Annotated in this window: 7 protein-coding genes; 6 read left to right on the plus strand and 1 reads right to left on the minus strand. The window is 70.0% G+C overall.

Features of this window, described 5'->3' with window-relative positions; all coding sequences use genetic code 11:
- The first annotated feature begins 29 nt into the window (after positions 1–29).
- The 6 genes from eccCa to OVA26_RS04120 all read left to right on the plus strand — a co-directional run bounded on the left by eccCa (position 30) and on the right by OVA26_RS04120 (position 13,364).
- Complete coding sequence (gene eccCa, locus OVA26_RS04095) at positions 30–3,983, plus strand: type VII secretion protein EccCa (protein ID WP_268103112.1); 3,954 nt, start codon at positions 30–32, stop codon at positions 3,981–3,983.
- A gap of 95 nt (positions 3,984–4,078) precedes the next feature.
- Positions 4,079–6,118: a DNA helicase RecQ gene (gene recQ / locus OVA26_RS04100; RefSeq protein WP_268103113.1), complete on the plus strand. Its 2,040-nt coding sequence runs from the start codon at positions 4,079–4,081 to the stop codon at positions 6,116–6,118.
- Between the two features lie 223 nt (positions 6,119–6,341).
- Positions 6,342–8,444: an acyl-CoA dehydrogenase family protein gene (locus OVA26_RS04105; protein WP_268103114.1), complete on the plus strand. Its 2,103-nt coding sequence runs from the start codon at positions 6,342–6,344 to the stop codon at positions 8,442–8,444.
- A 109-nt stretch (positions 8,445–8,553) separates the two neighbouring features.
- Complete coding sequence (locus OVA26_RS04110) at positions 8,554–9,126, plus strand: DNA-3-methyladenine glycosylase I (RefSeq protein ID WP_074695981.1); 573 nt, start codon at positions 8,554–8,556, stop codon at positions 9,124–9,126.
- Positions 9,127–9,312: 186 nt separating this feature from the next.
- Positions 9,313–10,860, plus strand: a complete 1,548-nt coding sequence (locus OVA26_RS04115; RefSeq protein ID WP_268103115.1) for a DEAD/DEAH box helicase — start codon at positions 9,313–9,315, stop codon at positions 10,858–10,860.
- Positions 10,861–11,024: 164 nt separating this feature from the next.
- Positions 11,025–13,364 carry an excinuclease ABC subunit UvrA gene (locus OVA26_RS04120; protein ID WP_268103117.1) on the plus strand — a complete coding sequence of 780 codons (2,340 nt, stop codon included), beginning with the start codon at positions 11,025–11,027 and terminating at the stop codon, positions 13,362–13,364.
- Between the two features lie 190 nt (positions 13,365–13,554).
- On the opposite strand, the gene OVA26_RS04125 is transcribed toward OVA26_RS04120, so the two are convergent.
- Positions 13,555–14,031 (minus strand): dehydrogenase, encoded by a 477-nt coding sequence (locus tag OVA26_RS04125; protein WP_074695974.1) that lies wholly within the window; start codon positions 14,029–14,031, stop codon positions 13,555–13,557.
- Positions 14,032–14,443: the final 412 nt, after the last annotated feature.

A 14,443-nucleotide genomic window follows, 5' to 3' on the forward strand; every position in this document is an offset into this window, starting at 1 on the left:
CCCCGCCGTCCTTGCCCAACGGGCGGATCGTGCTCCAGCCGCCCCCCGAACTCGTGCCGAACGAGGGGGGCAGCGGCATCCTGACCTCCCTCCTGCCGATGCTCGGCAGCGTGGGCGCCATCGTGATGGTGACCATCTCGAACAGCGGGCCGACGGGCTTCCTCATCGGTGGCATGTTCCTGCTGTCGTCCCTCGGGTTCGTGGCGGTCAACGGGTGGCGTCAGCGCGCCCAGCGCAATGCGCAGGTGCTCGGCAATCGCCGCGAGTACCTCGCCTACCTGTCCGACCTGCGCGACACCGTGCGCGTCGCGGCTCGCAAGCAGCGCCGCCACGGCGGGTGGATCATGCCGGCCCCGGCCGCTCTGCCGTTCATCGCCGAGGAGCGCTCGCGCGTGTGGGAGCGCCAGCCCGGCGACGAGACGTTCCTCCTCGCCCGCATCGGCGTCACCGACCAGCCGCTCAGCCTCACGCTCGAGGCGCCCGAGCTCCCGCCCCTGGCCCAGCTCGACCCGGTGGCCGCGTCGGCCGCGCACCGCTTCATGCTGACCCACGAGATGCAGCGCGATCTGCCGCTGGGATTCCCCCTCGGCGACTACTCGCGCATCGAGCTCGTGGGCTCCGACGAGGACGCCGTCCGCAGTCTCGCGCGCTCGCTGGTGGCCTCCGCCGCGACCCTGCACGACCCCGAGGACGTCATCATCGCGATCCTCGCCGGTCCCGCGCAGATGCCCGCGTGGGACTGGGCCAAGTGGCTCCCGCACGCGATGTCGTCGCGTGTGCAGGACCGGCTCGGCCCCGCGCGCATGATCTCGGCATCGCTCGACGAGCTCGTCGACATGCTGCCCCCGCAGCTCTCCACGCGTCCGCGCTTCACTCCGGGCGGGGGAGTGACCCCGCACGTGGTGCTCATCGTGGACGGTGTCGAGACCCCCACGAACAGCCCGCTCGTCGGCCTCGAGGGTGCGCAGGGCGTGACCGTGATCGACCTGCCCCCGCGCTGGGACGAACTCGACGACCCCCACGTCGCGCGCGTCGCGCTCGCAGAGGCGCCCGTCGTCACGCGGGGCCGTCGCGCCGAGTCGAAGCCGGTCGTCGCCCCCGCCGAGTTCATCGACGGAGCGGGTCGGGCCCAGACCTTCATTCCAGATGCCATGACCATCGCCGAGGCGGAGGCGACCGCCCGTCGGCTCATGCCGCTGCGGCCGGCGCCCATGGTCGTCGTCGACGCGCCGACCACGCAGGGGCAGCTGGAGCTCACGGAGCTGCTCGGACTGCCGGACGTTCGCACGGTGAACTTCGATCAGGCGTGGACGCGCCGCCTCGAGCGCGACCGCCTGCGCGTGCCGATCGGTCAGGAGCCCTCGGGTACCCCGCTCATCCTCGACCTCAAGGAGTCCGCGTCGCAGGGCATGGGCCCGCACGGCGTCATGGTCGGCGCGACCGGTTCGGGCAAGTCCGAGGTGTTGCGCACGCTCGTGCTCGCGCTGGCGATGACGCACTCGCCCGAGCAGCTGAACTTCGTGCTCGTCGACTTCAAGGGTGGCGCGACGTTCGCCGGCATGGCCGAGATGCCGCACGTGTCGGCGGTCATCACCAACCTCGGCAGCGAGCTCGCGCTCGTCGACCGCTTCCAGGACGCCCTGCAGGGAGAGGTCGTGCGGCGCCAGGAGCTGCTGCGCGCCGCGGGCAACTTCGCGAACGTCGGCGAGTACGAGACCGCGCGCCTCGGCGGTCGGTCCGATCTGGCCCCGTTGCCGGCTCTGCTCGTCGTCGTCGATGAGTTCTCGGAGCTGCTGACGGCCAAGCCCGAGTTCGTCGACAGCTTCCTCAACATCGGTCGCGTCGGTCGATCCCTGCACGTGCACCTGCTGCTGGCATCCCAGCGGCTCGAAGAGGGAAAGCTGCGCGGTCTCGACACGTATCTGTCGTACCGGATCGGTCTGCGCACCTTCTCGGCCGCCGAATCGCGCACGATCATCGGAACCCCCGACGCATACACGTTGCCGCAGGAGCCCGGAGTCGGATTCCTGAAGAGCGACACCGAGAATCTCGTGCAGTTCCGCGCGGCGTACGTCTCGGGCCGCCCGAAGGGCAACGCCCGTCTGAACGTGGACGACCTGGAGTCCGGGTCGACGGGCCCGGCCCGCGTCGAGGTGTTCACCGCCCTCGCCCAGCCCGACGACGAGCCGGTCGAAGAGAACACGGATGCCACGCCCGCGGCGCTCACCACCCCGGCCGCCGACAAGCGCTCGACCTTTCAGATCGCCGTCGACCGCATGAAGGACCGCGGACCCGAGGCGCACCAGGTGTGGCTGCCGCCGCTGGCCGATCCCGCCCCGCTCGACGAGCTCATGCCCGACCTCGCGGAGGACCCGGCCCTCGGACTCGTCTCGCGTCGTTGGCGCGAAGCGGGAGCGCTCACCGTGCCGATCGGCGTCGTCGACATCCCCCTCGAACAGCGTCGCGATCACCTCACGGTGTCGCTCGGCGGCGCCGCCGGTCACGTGGCGATCGTCGGCTCCCCGCTGAGCGGAAAGTCGACCCTCGCGCGCACCCTCGTCTCAGCCTTGGCGCTGACCGGAACCCCGCAGGAGTTCCAGTTCTTCGTGCTCGACTTCGGCGGCGGTGGCTTCACCGCGATGCAGAAGCACCCGCACATCTCGGGCGTGGCCACCCGCACCGAGCCCGAGGCCGTCCGCCGTGCGATCGCCGAGGTCGAGGCCGTGCTCGACGCGCGCGAGCAGTACTTCCGCCGCAACGCCGTCGACTCGATCGAGACCTATCGCTCGCGGCGGCGCGACGGGCGTCTCGACGACGGGTTCGGCGACGTGTTCCTCATCATCGACGGCTGGTCGACGCTCCGGTCGGAGTTCGAGCCGCTCGAGGCACGAGTGCAGACGATCGCCGCTCGCGGCCTCAGCTTCGGCGTGCACGTCGTCGTCACCGCGAATCGGTGGCTCGAGATCCGCGCGAACCTCAAGGACCTGATTCAGACGCGCCTCGAGCTGCGCTTGGGCGACCCCACCGACTCGGACGTCGACCGCAAGCAGGCGGCCAACGTCCCGGTCGGCCAGCCCGGCCGCGGTCTGGCCGTGTCGAAGTTGCAGATGCTCACGTCCGTCCCGCGCATCGACGGTTCGGACGACCCGTCGACGATCGCCGACGGTGTCGCCGACATGATCGGCAGGATCACGAATGCCTGGCACGGGGAGCCGGGGCCGAAGCTCCGCCTTCTGCCCGAGAACATCTCCCTCGACGAGGTGCGCGCCCTCGCCGAGCCGGGCGATCGCCGGATGCTGCTGGGCATCGAAGAGGCGCAGCTGTCGCCCTTCGGCATCGACCCCCGCGTAGAACCGCACCTGTTCGTCTATGGCGACTCGGGGATGGGCAAGTCGTCATTCCTGCGCGGCGTGGCCAAAGAGATCCAGCGGCTGTACACGCCCGCCGAGGCGAAGATCTTCGTCGTCGACTATCGCCGTGCGCTGCTCGGTGAGATCCCCGACGAGTACCTCGGCGCGTATCTCACCTCGCACGATCTGGCCACGGGCGGGATGAACGACCTGTCGCAGTATTTCTCGACGCGTATCCCCGGGCCCGACGTCACACCGACTCAGCTGCGGGAACGCAGCTGGTGGAAGGGCGCCGAGGGGTTCATCCTCATCGACGACTACGACCTGGTCGCCACGAGCCAGGGCAACCCGATCGCGGTGCTGCAGCCCCTGCTGGCCCAGGCCGGCGACCTCGGTCTGCACGTCATCCTGACCCGCCGTTCGGGCGGTGCCAGCCGTGCCGCGTACGACCCGATCATCCAGCGCTTCACCGACCTGGGCGTCACCGGCATCCTGCTCGGTGGAAACCCCGAGGAGGGGGCGCTCATCGGTCGAGTGAAGCCGGAGCGAGCGGCCCCTGGCCGTGCGCAGATCGTCAGCCGCGAGCAGGGCCTCCTCGCCTCGCAGCTGGTGTTCGCGCCGCCCACGCACTGATCCGACGATCCTCCACAGGAGCGTCTTCCGCCCCGGCATCCCCCGATGGATGCCGGGGCGGTGTGCGTGTCGGTGGCCCGGGTTACCGTTGGGGGGTGACTTATCCCGGCGCCGCATCCGAGTCGTACGCCGACGCACCGCCCGAGCCGTACGACCTCCCCGACGACCCCTACGCCGGCGCCGACTGGGACCCCGACCAGTTCGCTCCGCCCGAGGATTTCGACGCGCCGCCGCCGCCGGTCGACCCGTCGTCCCCGTTCGCGCGCGCGGTGGCCGTCACCGGCACCGCGCGAGAGCTCCCGGCCGTTCGCGACTTCACGGGCCGGGACCCGCGCGAGGTCCTGCACGAGGTGTACGGGTACGACGCCTTCCGCGGCGATCAAGCCGAGATCGTGCAGCACGTCGTGAACGGCGGAGACGCCGTCGTGCTCATGCCCACCGGTGGCGGAAAGAGCGTCACCTACCAGGTGCCCGCGCTCGTACGCCCGGGCACGGGTCTCGTCGTCAGCCCCCTGATCGCCCTGATGCACGATCAGGTCGAGGCCCTCATCGCCAACGGCGTGCGCGCGGGCTATCTCAACTCCACGCAGGCGCCCGCCGAGCGGCAGGCCGTCGAGCAGGCGTATCTCGCGGGTGAGCTCGACCTTCTCTACGTCGCGCCCGAGCGGCTCAACGGCGCGCAGACCCTGGCCTTCCTCGCGCGCGGTCGGCTCAGCGTCATCGCCATCGACGAGGCGCACTGCGTGTCGCAATGGGGCCACGACTTCCGGCCCGATTACCTCGCCCTCGGCGACCTCGCCGACCGGTTCCCCGATGTCCCGCGCATGGCCCTCACTGCCACGGCCACCCCCGCGACCGCGCAAGAGATCGTCGAGCGGCTGCGCCTGCGCGACGCGCGCGGGTTCGTCGCGAGCTTCGACCGCCCCAACATCCAGTACCGCATCGACGCCAAGGTCGACCCGCGGCGGCAGCTGGTGCAGTTCATCCGCTCGCAGCCCGAGGGCTCCGCCGGCATCGTCTACGCGTTGAGTCGCAAGAGTGTGGAGCAGACGGCGGCCTATCTCAGCGCCCAGGGCCTCGACGCTCTGCCGTACCACGCGGGTCTCGACGCTTCCGTGCGCGCAGCCAATCAGTCGCGTTTCCTCCGCGACGACGGCGTGATCATGGTCGCCACGATCGCCTTCGGCATGGGGATCGACAAGCCCGACGTGCGTTTCGTCGCGCACATCGACCTGCCCAAATCTGTCGAGGGGTACTACCAAGAGACCGGCCGCGCCGGGCGCGACGGCGATCCCTCGACCGTATGGATGGCGTACGGTCTGGGCGACGTGGTCCAGCAGCGTCGAATGATCGACCAGTCGCCGGGCGATCGGTCGTACAAGATGCGTCTCGGCCAGCACCTCGACGCGATGCTCGCCCTCTGCGAGACGGTCGGATGCCGTCGGCAGAACCTCCTCGACTACTTCGGGCAGCGATCCGAGCCGTGCGGCAACTGCGACACGTGTCTGACGCCGCCCGACACCTGGGACGGCCTCGTCGCGGCGCAGAAGCTTCTCTCCACGATCGTGCGCCTGCAGCGCGAGCGCGGCCAGGCCTTCGGCGCGGGTCATCTCATCGACATCCTGCGCGGAGCGAAGACCGAACGCATCGCGCAGCAGGGCCACGACCGGCTCAGCACCTACGGCCTCGGCGCCGATCTGTCCGACCAGGACTGGCGCAGCGTGATCCGTCAGCTGCTCGCGCGCGGCATCATCGTCGCGCAAGGCGACTACGGCACGCTCGCCCTCAGCGAGGCCTCGGCCGGCGTCCTGCGCGGCGAGACGCCCGTGCCGTTGCGCCGCGACGCTCTCGGACGCACCGGGGGAGGCGGGGGTGGCAGCCGTCAGCGCAAGTCAAGCGCCGACGACGTCGCCGCCGGTGACCGCGACCTGTTCGAGGCGCTCCGCGCGTGGCGCGCCGAGAAGGCTCGCGAGCAGGGCGTACCGGCCTACATCGTGTTCGGCGACGCGACTCTGCGAGCGATCGCGGCCGCGCGCCCGAGCTCGGTCGGCGACCTCGACGGGATCACCGGCATCGGCGCGAAGAAGCGGGAAGCGTACGGCGACGGGATCCTGACCGTCGTCGCCGCGAACTGACGAGACCCGCCGCGCGCCAGAAGGCAGGCCGCACTGCGCTCTCGCGCGCCCGTGCCCGCGGCATCCACTCGGCGCTCAGCGCACACTCGGGAATGTTGACCACCCACAACGACCCGTCGAGACGAGACGCGGCGTTGTTGTCGGTATCGCACAGGGTGTTTGGGCTGGCGTTGTGGGACACCTACCGTGGTGAGAGTCCTTTGCAACGTCGAAAGGTGCCGAAATGACCGACGCCGCCGTCCGTCCCACCACGCCCGCCACGAGCACGCGTACGCCCGTCGGGGGTGCCCCGACCGCACCGCACAGTGCCGCGGAGGCCTCCGAAGCCCGCATCGACACCGAGCGTGTCACCGACCTGCTTCTCGGCACCTGGGGCGACACCCGTCGCCAGGCGCGCGAGATGATCAAGGATCCCGCCCTGTGGCGCGACGACAGTCTCGGGATGGACGCGCACCGCGAGCGCACCCTCAGCCAGCTGCACCTGCTCGTCCAGAACAAGGCCGTGCACCGCGCGTTCCCCAAGCGTCTGGGCGGTGAAGAGAACAACGGTGCCAACATCGCCGGCTTCGAGGAGCTCGTCGCCGCCGACCCGAGCCTCCAGATCAAGTCGGGGGTGCAGTGGGGCCTGTTCGGCTCGGCGGTCCTCCAGCTCGGAACCCGGGAGCACCACGACAAGTGGCTGCCGGGCATCATGAGCCTCGAGATTCCCGGCGCCTTTGCGATGACCGAGACCGGCCACGGATCCGACGTCTCGGCGATCGGCACGACGGCGACCTACGACCCCGAGACCGAGGAGTTCGTCATCCACACGCCGTTCCGCGGCGCCTGGAAGGACTACCTCGGTAACGCCGCCGTTCACGGCAAGGCGGCGACGGTGTTCGCCCAGCTCATCACCCAGGGCGTGAACCATGGAGTGCACTGCTTCTACGTGCCCCTCCGCGACGACGACGGCAACTTCCTTCCCGGTATCGGCGGCGAAGACGACGGCCTCAAGGGCGGCCTGAACGGCATCGACAACGGACGCCTGCATTTCGACCAGGTGCGCGTGCCCCGCACGAACCTGCTCAACCGCTACGGCGACGTCGCCGCCGACGGCACCTACTCGAGCGACATCGCGAGCCCGGGTCGCCGGTTCTTCACCATGCTCGGCACGCTCGTGCAGGGTCGCGTCTCGCTCGACGGCGCCGCCGCGTGGGCCTCGGCCATCGGCCTCATCATCGCGATCACGTACGGCAATCAGCGGCGCCAGTTCGACTCGGGCAACGGCACCCCCGAGGTGACCCTGCTCGACTACGGCAAGCATCAGCGTCGCCTGCTCCCGCGTTTGGCGACCACGTACGCGCAGATCTTCGCGCACGACGAGTTCCTGCAGAAGTTCGACGGCGTCTTCAGCGGCCGCCTCGATACGGATGCCGACCGCGAAGACCTCGAGACCCTCGCCGCCGCGCTCAAGCCGCTGTCGACCTGGCACGCCCTCGACACCCTGCAGGAGTCGCGCGAGGCATGCGGCGGACAGGGCTTCCTGTTCGAGAACCGCCTCGTGGGCCTGCGCGCCGACCTCGACATCTACGTCACCTTCGAGGGCGACAACAACATCCTGCTGCAGCTGGTCGGCAAGCGACTTCTCGCCGACTACGCCAAGCAGTTCAAGGGCAAGGATGCCAAGCAGCTCGCCGCCTTCGCCGTCGGTCAGACCGCCGGCAAGCTATTCCACGGTGCCGGGATGCGTCAGCTCGGGCAGGCGGTCAGCGACTTCGGGTCGACGGCGCGCTCCGTCGAGAAGGGGCTCCGCGCCGAGCAGCAGCACGAGCTGCTGGCGGGACGCGTCCAGCAGATGATCGCCGACATCGCCGGGCGTCTCCGTCCGGCATCCAAGCTCTCCCGTGAAGATGCCGCCGCGCTCTTCAACGAGAACCAGGCGCAGCTGATCGAGGCCGCGCGAGCTCACGGCGAGCTGCTTCAGTGGGAGGCGTTCACCGATGCGATCAACCGCATCACGGACCGCGACACCCTGACGGTGCTCACCTGGCTGCGCGACGTGTTCGGCCTGCAGCTCATCGAGAAGCACCTCGCCTGGTACCTGATCAACGGACGCCTGTCGACGCAGCGCGGCGCGGCCGTATCGAGCTACATCGACCGCCTCTGCACGCGGCTCCGTCCGCACGCGCAGGACCTCGTCGACGCTTTCGGCTACGGCCCCGAGCACATCCGTGCCTCGATCGCGTCGGGCGTCGAAGACGACCGTCAGAACGAAGCCGCGTCGTACTACGCGGCGCAGAAGGCCGCGGGCACCGCTCCGATCCCGGAGAAGAAGCCCGCCAAGTGACGCGCGAAGCGGACGGCGGTCGGAAGGGGGGCGCCGCCGTCCGCTTCGCGTCTCTTCGCGTCTCTTCGCGCTGCCGCGCCGTGTCGGTGGTCGGCTCTAGCCTGAGGTGATGAGCGACGTCCTGATCGGTCTCGACGGCACCGCCCGCTGCGCGTGGGCCGGCGCCGACGCCGAGTACCAGCGGTATCACGACGAAGAGTGGGGTACCGCCCTGCACGGCGACCGTCCGCTGTTCGAGAAGATGAGCCTCGAGGGCTTCCAAGCGGGGCTGTCGTGGATCACGATCCTGCGCAAGCGTCCGCGCTTCCGCGAGGTGTTCGACGGGTTCGACCCCGCCGCGGTGGCGGCGTTCGGCCCCGACGACGTCGAGCGATTGATGCAGGATGCCGGCATCGTCCGCAACCGCGCGAAGATCGAGGCCGTGATCGGGAACGCCGGCATCGTCGCAGAGATGGCCGAGGGTGAGCTCGACACGCTCATGTGGTCGTTCGCGCCGGCCACGCACACCCCGCCTCGCCTGTTCGCCGACGTCCCCGCCGTCACCCCCGAATCGACAGCTCTCAGCAAGGAGCTCCGCCGCCGCGGTTTCCGCTTCGTCGGCCCGACCACGATGTACGCGCTCATGCAGTCATCGGGCATGGTCGACGACCACGTGGCGGGCTGCTGGCGCGCGGCCGCGTGACGCACCGCTAGACTGGACTCATCGGGAGCATTCGCTCCCTGCGTCGTCGAACGCACCGGCCCCCTTTCGTTGGGCCTTTGACCTTCACGGCGAACGGATGCGCCACCCGGCGCCTTCGCCCCCTGCAGCCGCAGCATCGCGGCATCCCGAACCGCCGTGCGCGCCTGCGCCGCGGCTGGAGTATTCATGACGTCCCAGACTTTCGCCGACCTCGGCGTGCCCGCCCCCCTCGTCGACGTTCTCGCCTCGCAGGGCAAGAACGACGCGTTCCCCATCCAGGCAGACACCCTGCCCGACACCCTCGCCGGCCGTGACGTGCTCGGCCGCGGCAAGACCGGCTCGGGCAAGACCCTCGCCTTCTCTCTTCCCCTCGTCGCGCGCCTCGCCGGCAAGAACGACCGCCGTCGTGGCCGCAAGCCGCGCGCCCTCGTGCTCGCTCCCACCCGCGAGCTCGCCAACCAGATCGACGAGGTCATCAAGCCCCTCGCCGCGGCCTACGGCCTGGTCACCACCACCGTGTACGGCGGCGTGAACCAGAAGCGCCAGGTCGACGCGTTCAACGGCGGCGTCGACATCCTCGTCGCGTGCCCCGGTCGCCTCGAAGACCTCATCGGTCAGGGCCACGCGAGTCTCGACGACGTCGAGATCACCGTGCTCGACGAGGCCGACCACATGGCCGACCTCGGCTTCCTCCCCGGTGTCACGCGTCTGCTGTCGCGCACGCCCGCCAACGGCCAGCGCATGCTGTTCTCGGCCACCCTCGACAACGGTGTGGACAAGCTCGTCAAGCGCTTCCTGCGCAACGAGGTGCTGCACTCGGTCGACGAGGCGCACTCGCACGTCGCCGCGATGACCCACCACGTCTTCGCCCCCGCCGACGCCGACGCCAAGAAGGAGCTCGTGCAGACCCTCGCCTCGGGCACCGCGCGCCGCATCCTGTTCATGCGCACCAAGCACCAGGCCAAGAAGCTGGCGAAGGCCCTGACGGCCGCGGGCATCCCCTCGGTCGACCTGCACGGAAACCTGTCGCAGCCGCAGCGCGACCGCAACCTCGCCGCCTTCGGCGATGGCCGCGCCAAGGTGCTCGTCGCGACCGACGTCGCCGCCCGCGGCGTGCACGTCGACGGTGTCGAGCTCGTCGTCCACGTCGACCCGCCCGTCGAGCACAAGGCGTACCTGCACCGCTCGGGCCGTACCGCCCGTGCCGGCACCGCCGGTGACGTCGTCACGATCATGCTCCCCGAGCAGCGTCGCGACACCCTCGACATCCTTCGCAAGGCCAAGATCTCGGCCACGCCCACGGCCGTCACGCCGACCTCTCCCGAGGTCGTCGCCCTGGTCGGCGAGGTCGCTCCGTACGTCAAGCCCGAGCCGATCGTCGCGCAGTCCCAGGGCGGCGGACGCTCGCAGGGCGCGAACGCCCAGCGCAAGCGCGCCGAGCGCGCCCAGGGTGCGGACGCCGCATCCGCCGGCGGCGGACGTCGTCGCCGTGGCCGTGGCGCCGGCGGTCCCTCGGCCGATGCCCCCGCCGCCGCGGGCCACGCGCCCCAGGGCGGACGCAGCCAGGGCCAGCGCTCCGGTGCCGGTCGCGGCCAGGGCGCCGGTGGCGGACAGCGCGCCGGAGCGGGCGCCTCGCGTTCGCAGGGCGCGGGCCGCTCGGCATCCGGAACCCCCACGACCGGGATGGTCGTCGGCGCTCGCAGCCCCCGCACGAACCGTCGCGCCCAGGGCTGATCCACGTGACGAGGCCCCCGCAGATCCGTCTGCGGGGGCCTCGTCGTTTCACGGAGTCGTCACCGTCGACGCGGGCAGGCCGGGGATCCAGCGTCCTCGCGCGGGCACGTCTCGCGGATGTCGGAGGTCTCCGCCACACTAGGGGGCGACCCGAGGAGCAGCGCATGAACGGTCCCGACACCCACGACGTCATCCGCGTTCGCGGTGCCCGCGAGAACAACCTCAAGAACGTCGACCTCGACGTGCCCAAACGTCGGCTGACCGTTTTCACGGGAGTCAGCGGGTCGGGCAAGTCATCGCTCGTCTTCGGGACGATCGCCGCGGAGTCGCAGCGGCTCATCAACGAGACGTACCCCACGTTCGTGCAGCAGTTCATGGGTGAGCTGTCCCGTCCCGACGTCGACGCGCTCGAGAACCTCAGCGCCACCATCCGGGTCGATCAGGAACGGATGGCCGCCAACGCGCGCTCCACCGTCGGCACGGCGACCGACGTGCACGCCATGCTGCGAGTGCTCTTCAGCAGGCTCGGTCAGCCGCACGTCGGGTCGTCTCAAGCCTTCTCGTTCAACGTCCCTTCCGTGTCGGGCGCGGGTGCCGTGACCATTGCGACCGGTGCCAAGAAGGGGCAGAAAGAGCGCCGATCGTTCGAGATCACGGGCGGGATGTGTCCCGACTGCGAGGGGCTCGGCCAGATCAGCGACATCGACCTCGACCAGCTCGTCGATCCGACACTCTCGCTGAACGCCGGGGCGATCCTGGTGCCGGGTTACACCGCCGACGGGTGGATGGTGCGCGTCTACAGCGAGTCGGGCTTCGTCGACGCCGACAAGCCGGTGGGCGAGTTCAGCGAGCAGGAACGTCGGGACTTCCTCTACAAAGAGCAGACCAAGGTCCGCATCGCCAACACGAACATGACCTACGAAGGCCTCGTGCCCAAGGTCACCAAGAGCATGCTGCAGAAGGATCGCGACGCCCTGCAGCCCCACATCCGCGCTTTCGTCGATCGAGCCGTCACCTTCGTGGCGTGCCCGGCGTGCGGGGGTACCCGCCTCAACGAGGGTGCTCGCTCATCGCGCATCGGCGAGGTCAACATCGCGGATGCCGCGGCCATGCAGATCACCGACCTCGCTGCCTGGGTGCGCACAATCGACGACCCGACGGTCGCTCCCCTCATCCAGGGCCTGCGCGAGACCCTCGACGCCTTCGTGCATATCGGGCTCGGGTATCTGTCATTGGATCGCGCGAGCGGCACGCTGTCGGGTGGCGAGGCGCAACGGACGAAGATGATCCGCCACCTCGGATCGAGCCTGAGCGACATCACCTACGTGTTCGACGAGCCCACGGCAGGGCTGCACCCGCACGACATCCAGCGCATGAACGAGACCCTGCTGCAGCTGCGCGACAAGGGCAACACGGTGCTCGTCGTGGAACACAAACCCGAGGTGATCGAGATCGCCGACCACGTCGTCGACCTCGGTCCGCGCGCGGGGCGCGGCGGCGGGACCATCCAGTTCGAGGGCGACGTCGCCGGACTTCGGGCCTCCGCGACGTTGACGGGACGCTTCCTCGACCACCGAGCTCGGCTGAAGGACGCCGTCCGGACGGCGACCGGGGTCCTCTCGATCCGCGGGGCCTCTCAACACAACCTGCGTGACGTCGACGTCGACGTGCCCACGGGGGTCCTCACCGTCGTGACGGGCGTCGCGGGATCGGGAAAGTCGTCGCTCATCCACGGCAATCTGCCCGCGTTCGACGACGTGGTGGTCGTCGACCAGACCGCCATCAAGGGGTCGCGGCGCAGCAGCCCGGCGACCTATACCGGCATCCTCGACGCGGTGCGCGCCGCCTTCGCCAAGGCGAACGGAGTGAAGCCGGCGCTGTTCAGCGCCAACAGTGAGGGGGCGTGTCCGGCCTGCAAGGGGCTCGGTGTCATCGTCACCCAGCTGGGTTTCCAGTCGACGGTCGAGACGGTGTGCGAGCTCTGCGGTGGCACCGGCTTCTCGGACGACGTGCTCGAGTACACGCTCGACGGAAAGAACATCGCCGAGGTTCTCGCCATGTCGGTCGATGAGGCGGCGGAGTTCCTGGTCAAAGGCCCGGCGGCGGCCGTCCTGGGGCGCCTCCGCGATGTCGGACTCGGGTATCTGACGCTCGGCCAGTCCCTCAACACCCTGTCGGGTGGAGAACGCCAACGGCTCAAGCTCGCGATCTCGATGGCCAAGACGGGGGCCGTGTACGTCCTCGACGAGCCCACGACGGGGCTGCATTTGGCGGACGTCGACACCCTCTTGCGACTGCTGGATCAGTTGGTGGATGCCGGCAACACGGTCGTCGTGATCGAGCACCACCAGGCGGTGATGGCGCACGCCGATTGGATCATCGATCTGGGGCCGGGTGCGGGCCGCGACGGCGGCGCGATCGTCTTCGAGGGGACGCCGGCCGATCTCGTCGCGAAGCGGGAGACGCTCACCGGCGAGCACCTCGCCCGATACGTCGGGGTCTGACCGGCGACTCGGCGGTCAGGCGCACGGGCGCGGTCCCGTCATGGGGCCGAGGCCGTCGCGCGGCACGAGGGCAGTTGTCGCCCCCGGGCCCGGTCGGGTCGCCGCCCTCGCGCCGGGCCGTGGTTCAACGCGTCGCGAGCGCGGTCACCGCGCCCGTCGGCGCCGCTCACCGACTGTCGGCAGGAGTGCCTCAGCCGCGTGTTGGAAGGGTCGCGTCGTGCAGGTGGCGATCGCCGTGAGAGAGGACTTTGACCATCACGCCGCGTCGACGAAGGTCCGCGACGGCGCGGGTCTCGTCCTCGCGCGTCAGCCCGAGAGCGTGCACGCTCGCGACGACGAGCACGTCACCGCGCGTCAGCGTTCCGAAGAACCGGTCGAGTCTGTTGGACCATCCCTCGAGGGTCTCGGGCGCCGGGTGACGGAAGCCCTCGATCGGCACGCCGAAGCGCGTGAGATCGTCGCGCTGTTGCTTGACGGTCTCCATGTCGGGGCGTGAGACCACGAGGCCGACCAGCCGCGAACCGGCGGGGCGCGCACGCCACCAGTCGCGATCGCTCTGCAGTTCGGTGAAGCACTTCGGGCACTCGGCCGCCGCGTGCACGAGTGGCACGGGGCTGGTCCCGGCGGCATCCGCAGATGACGGCATCGTCGGGATCGGATCGCTCATGGAAACCTCCGGGACCATTCTGCCGCACGACCCTGCGAAACGCCCCGTTCCGCCCGCGGCCTGGCGTCCCCCCTGGGTCGCGCATGTCCCAGAAAGTGCTGTCTTGGCGCGCCCTAGGCCGCCAGAAGTGGGACATGGTCTGGGGGCGAGCGACCCACGGCCCCCTCGCATCGATCCGTGTCCCAGAAAGTGTCGGGGCATGTCCCAGAAAGTGCTGTTCGCCGTGGCCCCAGGCAGCCAAAAGTGGGACATGGTCTGGGGGGTGAGCGACCCGCATCTCCCCTCGCGTCAATCCGTGTCCCGGAAAGTGTCGAGGCATGTCCCACGAAGTGCGGTCTATCGCCCCGCACCGCCCAAGCGGGCCCTGGCCACACCCGCGCGGCCCCGGCAGGCAGCACCGGGCCCGCCGCGG

The sequence above is a fragment of the Microbacterium sp. SL62 genome (genome assembly GCF_026672635.1).
Classification (GTDB): domain Bacteria; phylum Actinomycetota; class Actinomycetes; order Actinomycetales; family Microbacteriaceae; genus Microbacterium; species Microbacterium testaceum_A.

Bases quoted from the DNA above. Each gene is read 5' to 3' on its own strand.
- OVA26_RS04110 (WP_074695981.1), top strand. From the start codon at position 8,554: ATGAGCGACGTCCTGATCGGTCTCGACGGCACCGCCCGCTGCGCGTGG.
- OVA26_RS04115 (WP_268103115.1), top strand. From the start codon at position 9,313: ATGACGTCCCAGACTTTCGCCGACCTCGGCGTGCCCGCCCCCCTCGTC.
- OVA26_RS04125 (WP_074695974.1), bottom strand. From the start codon at position 14,031: ATGAGCGATCCGATCCCGACGATGCCGTCATCTGCGGATGCCGCCGGG.
- OVA26_RS04105 (WP_268103114.1), top strand. From the start codon at position 6,342: ATGACCGACGCCGCCGTCCGTCCCACCACGCCCGCCACGAGCACGCGT.
- OVA26_RS04120 (WP_268103117.1), top strand. From the start codon at position 11,025: ATGAACGGTCCCGACACCCACGACGTCATCCGCGTTCGCGGTGCCCGC.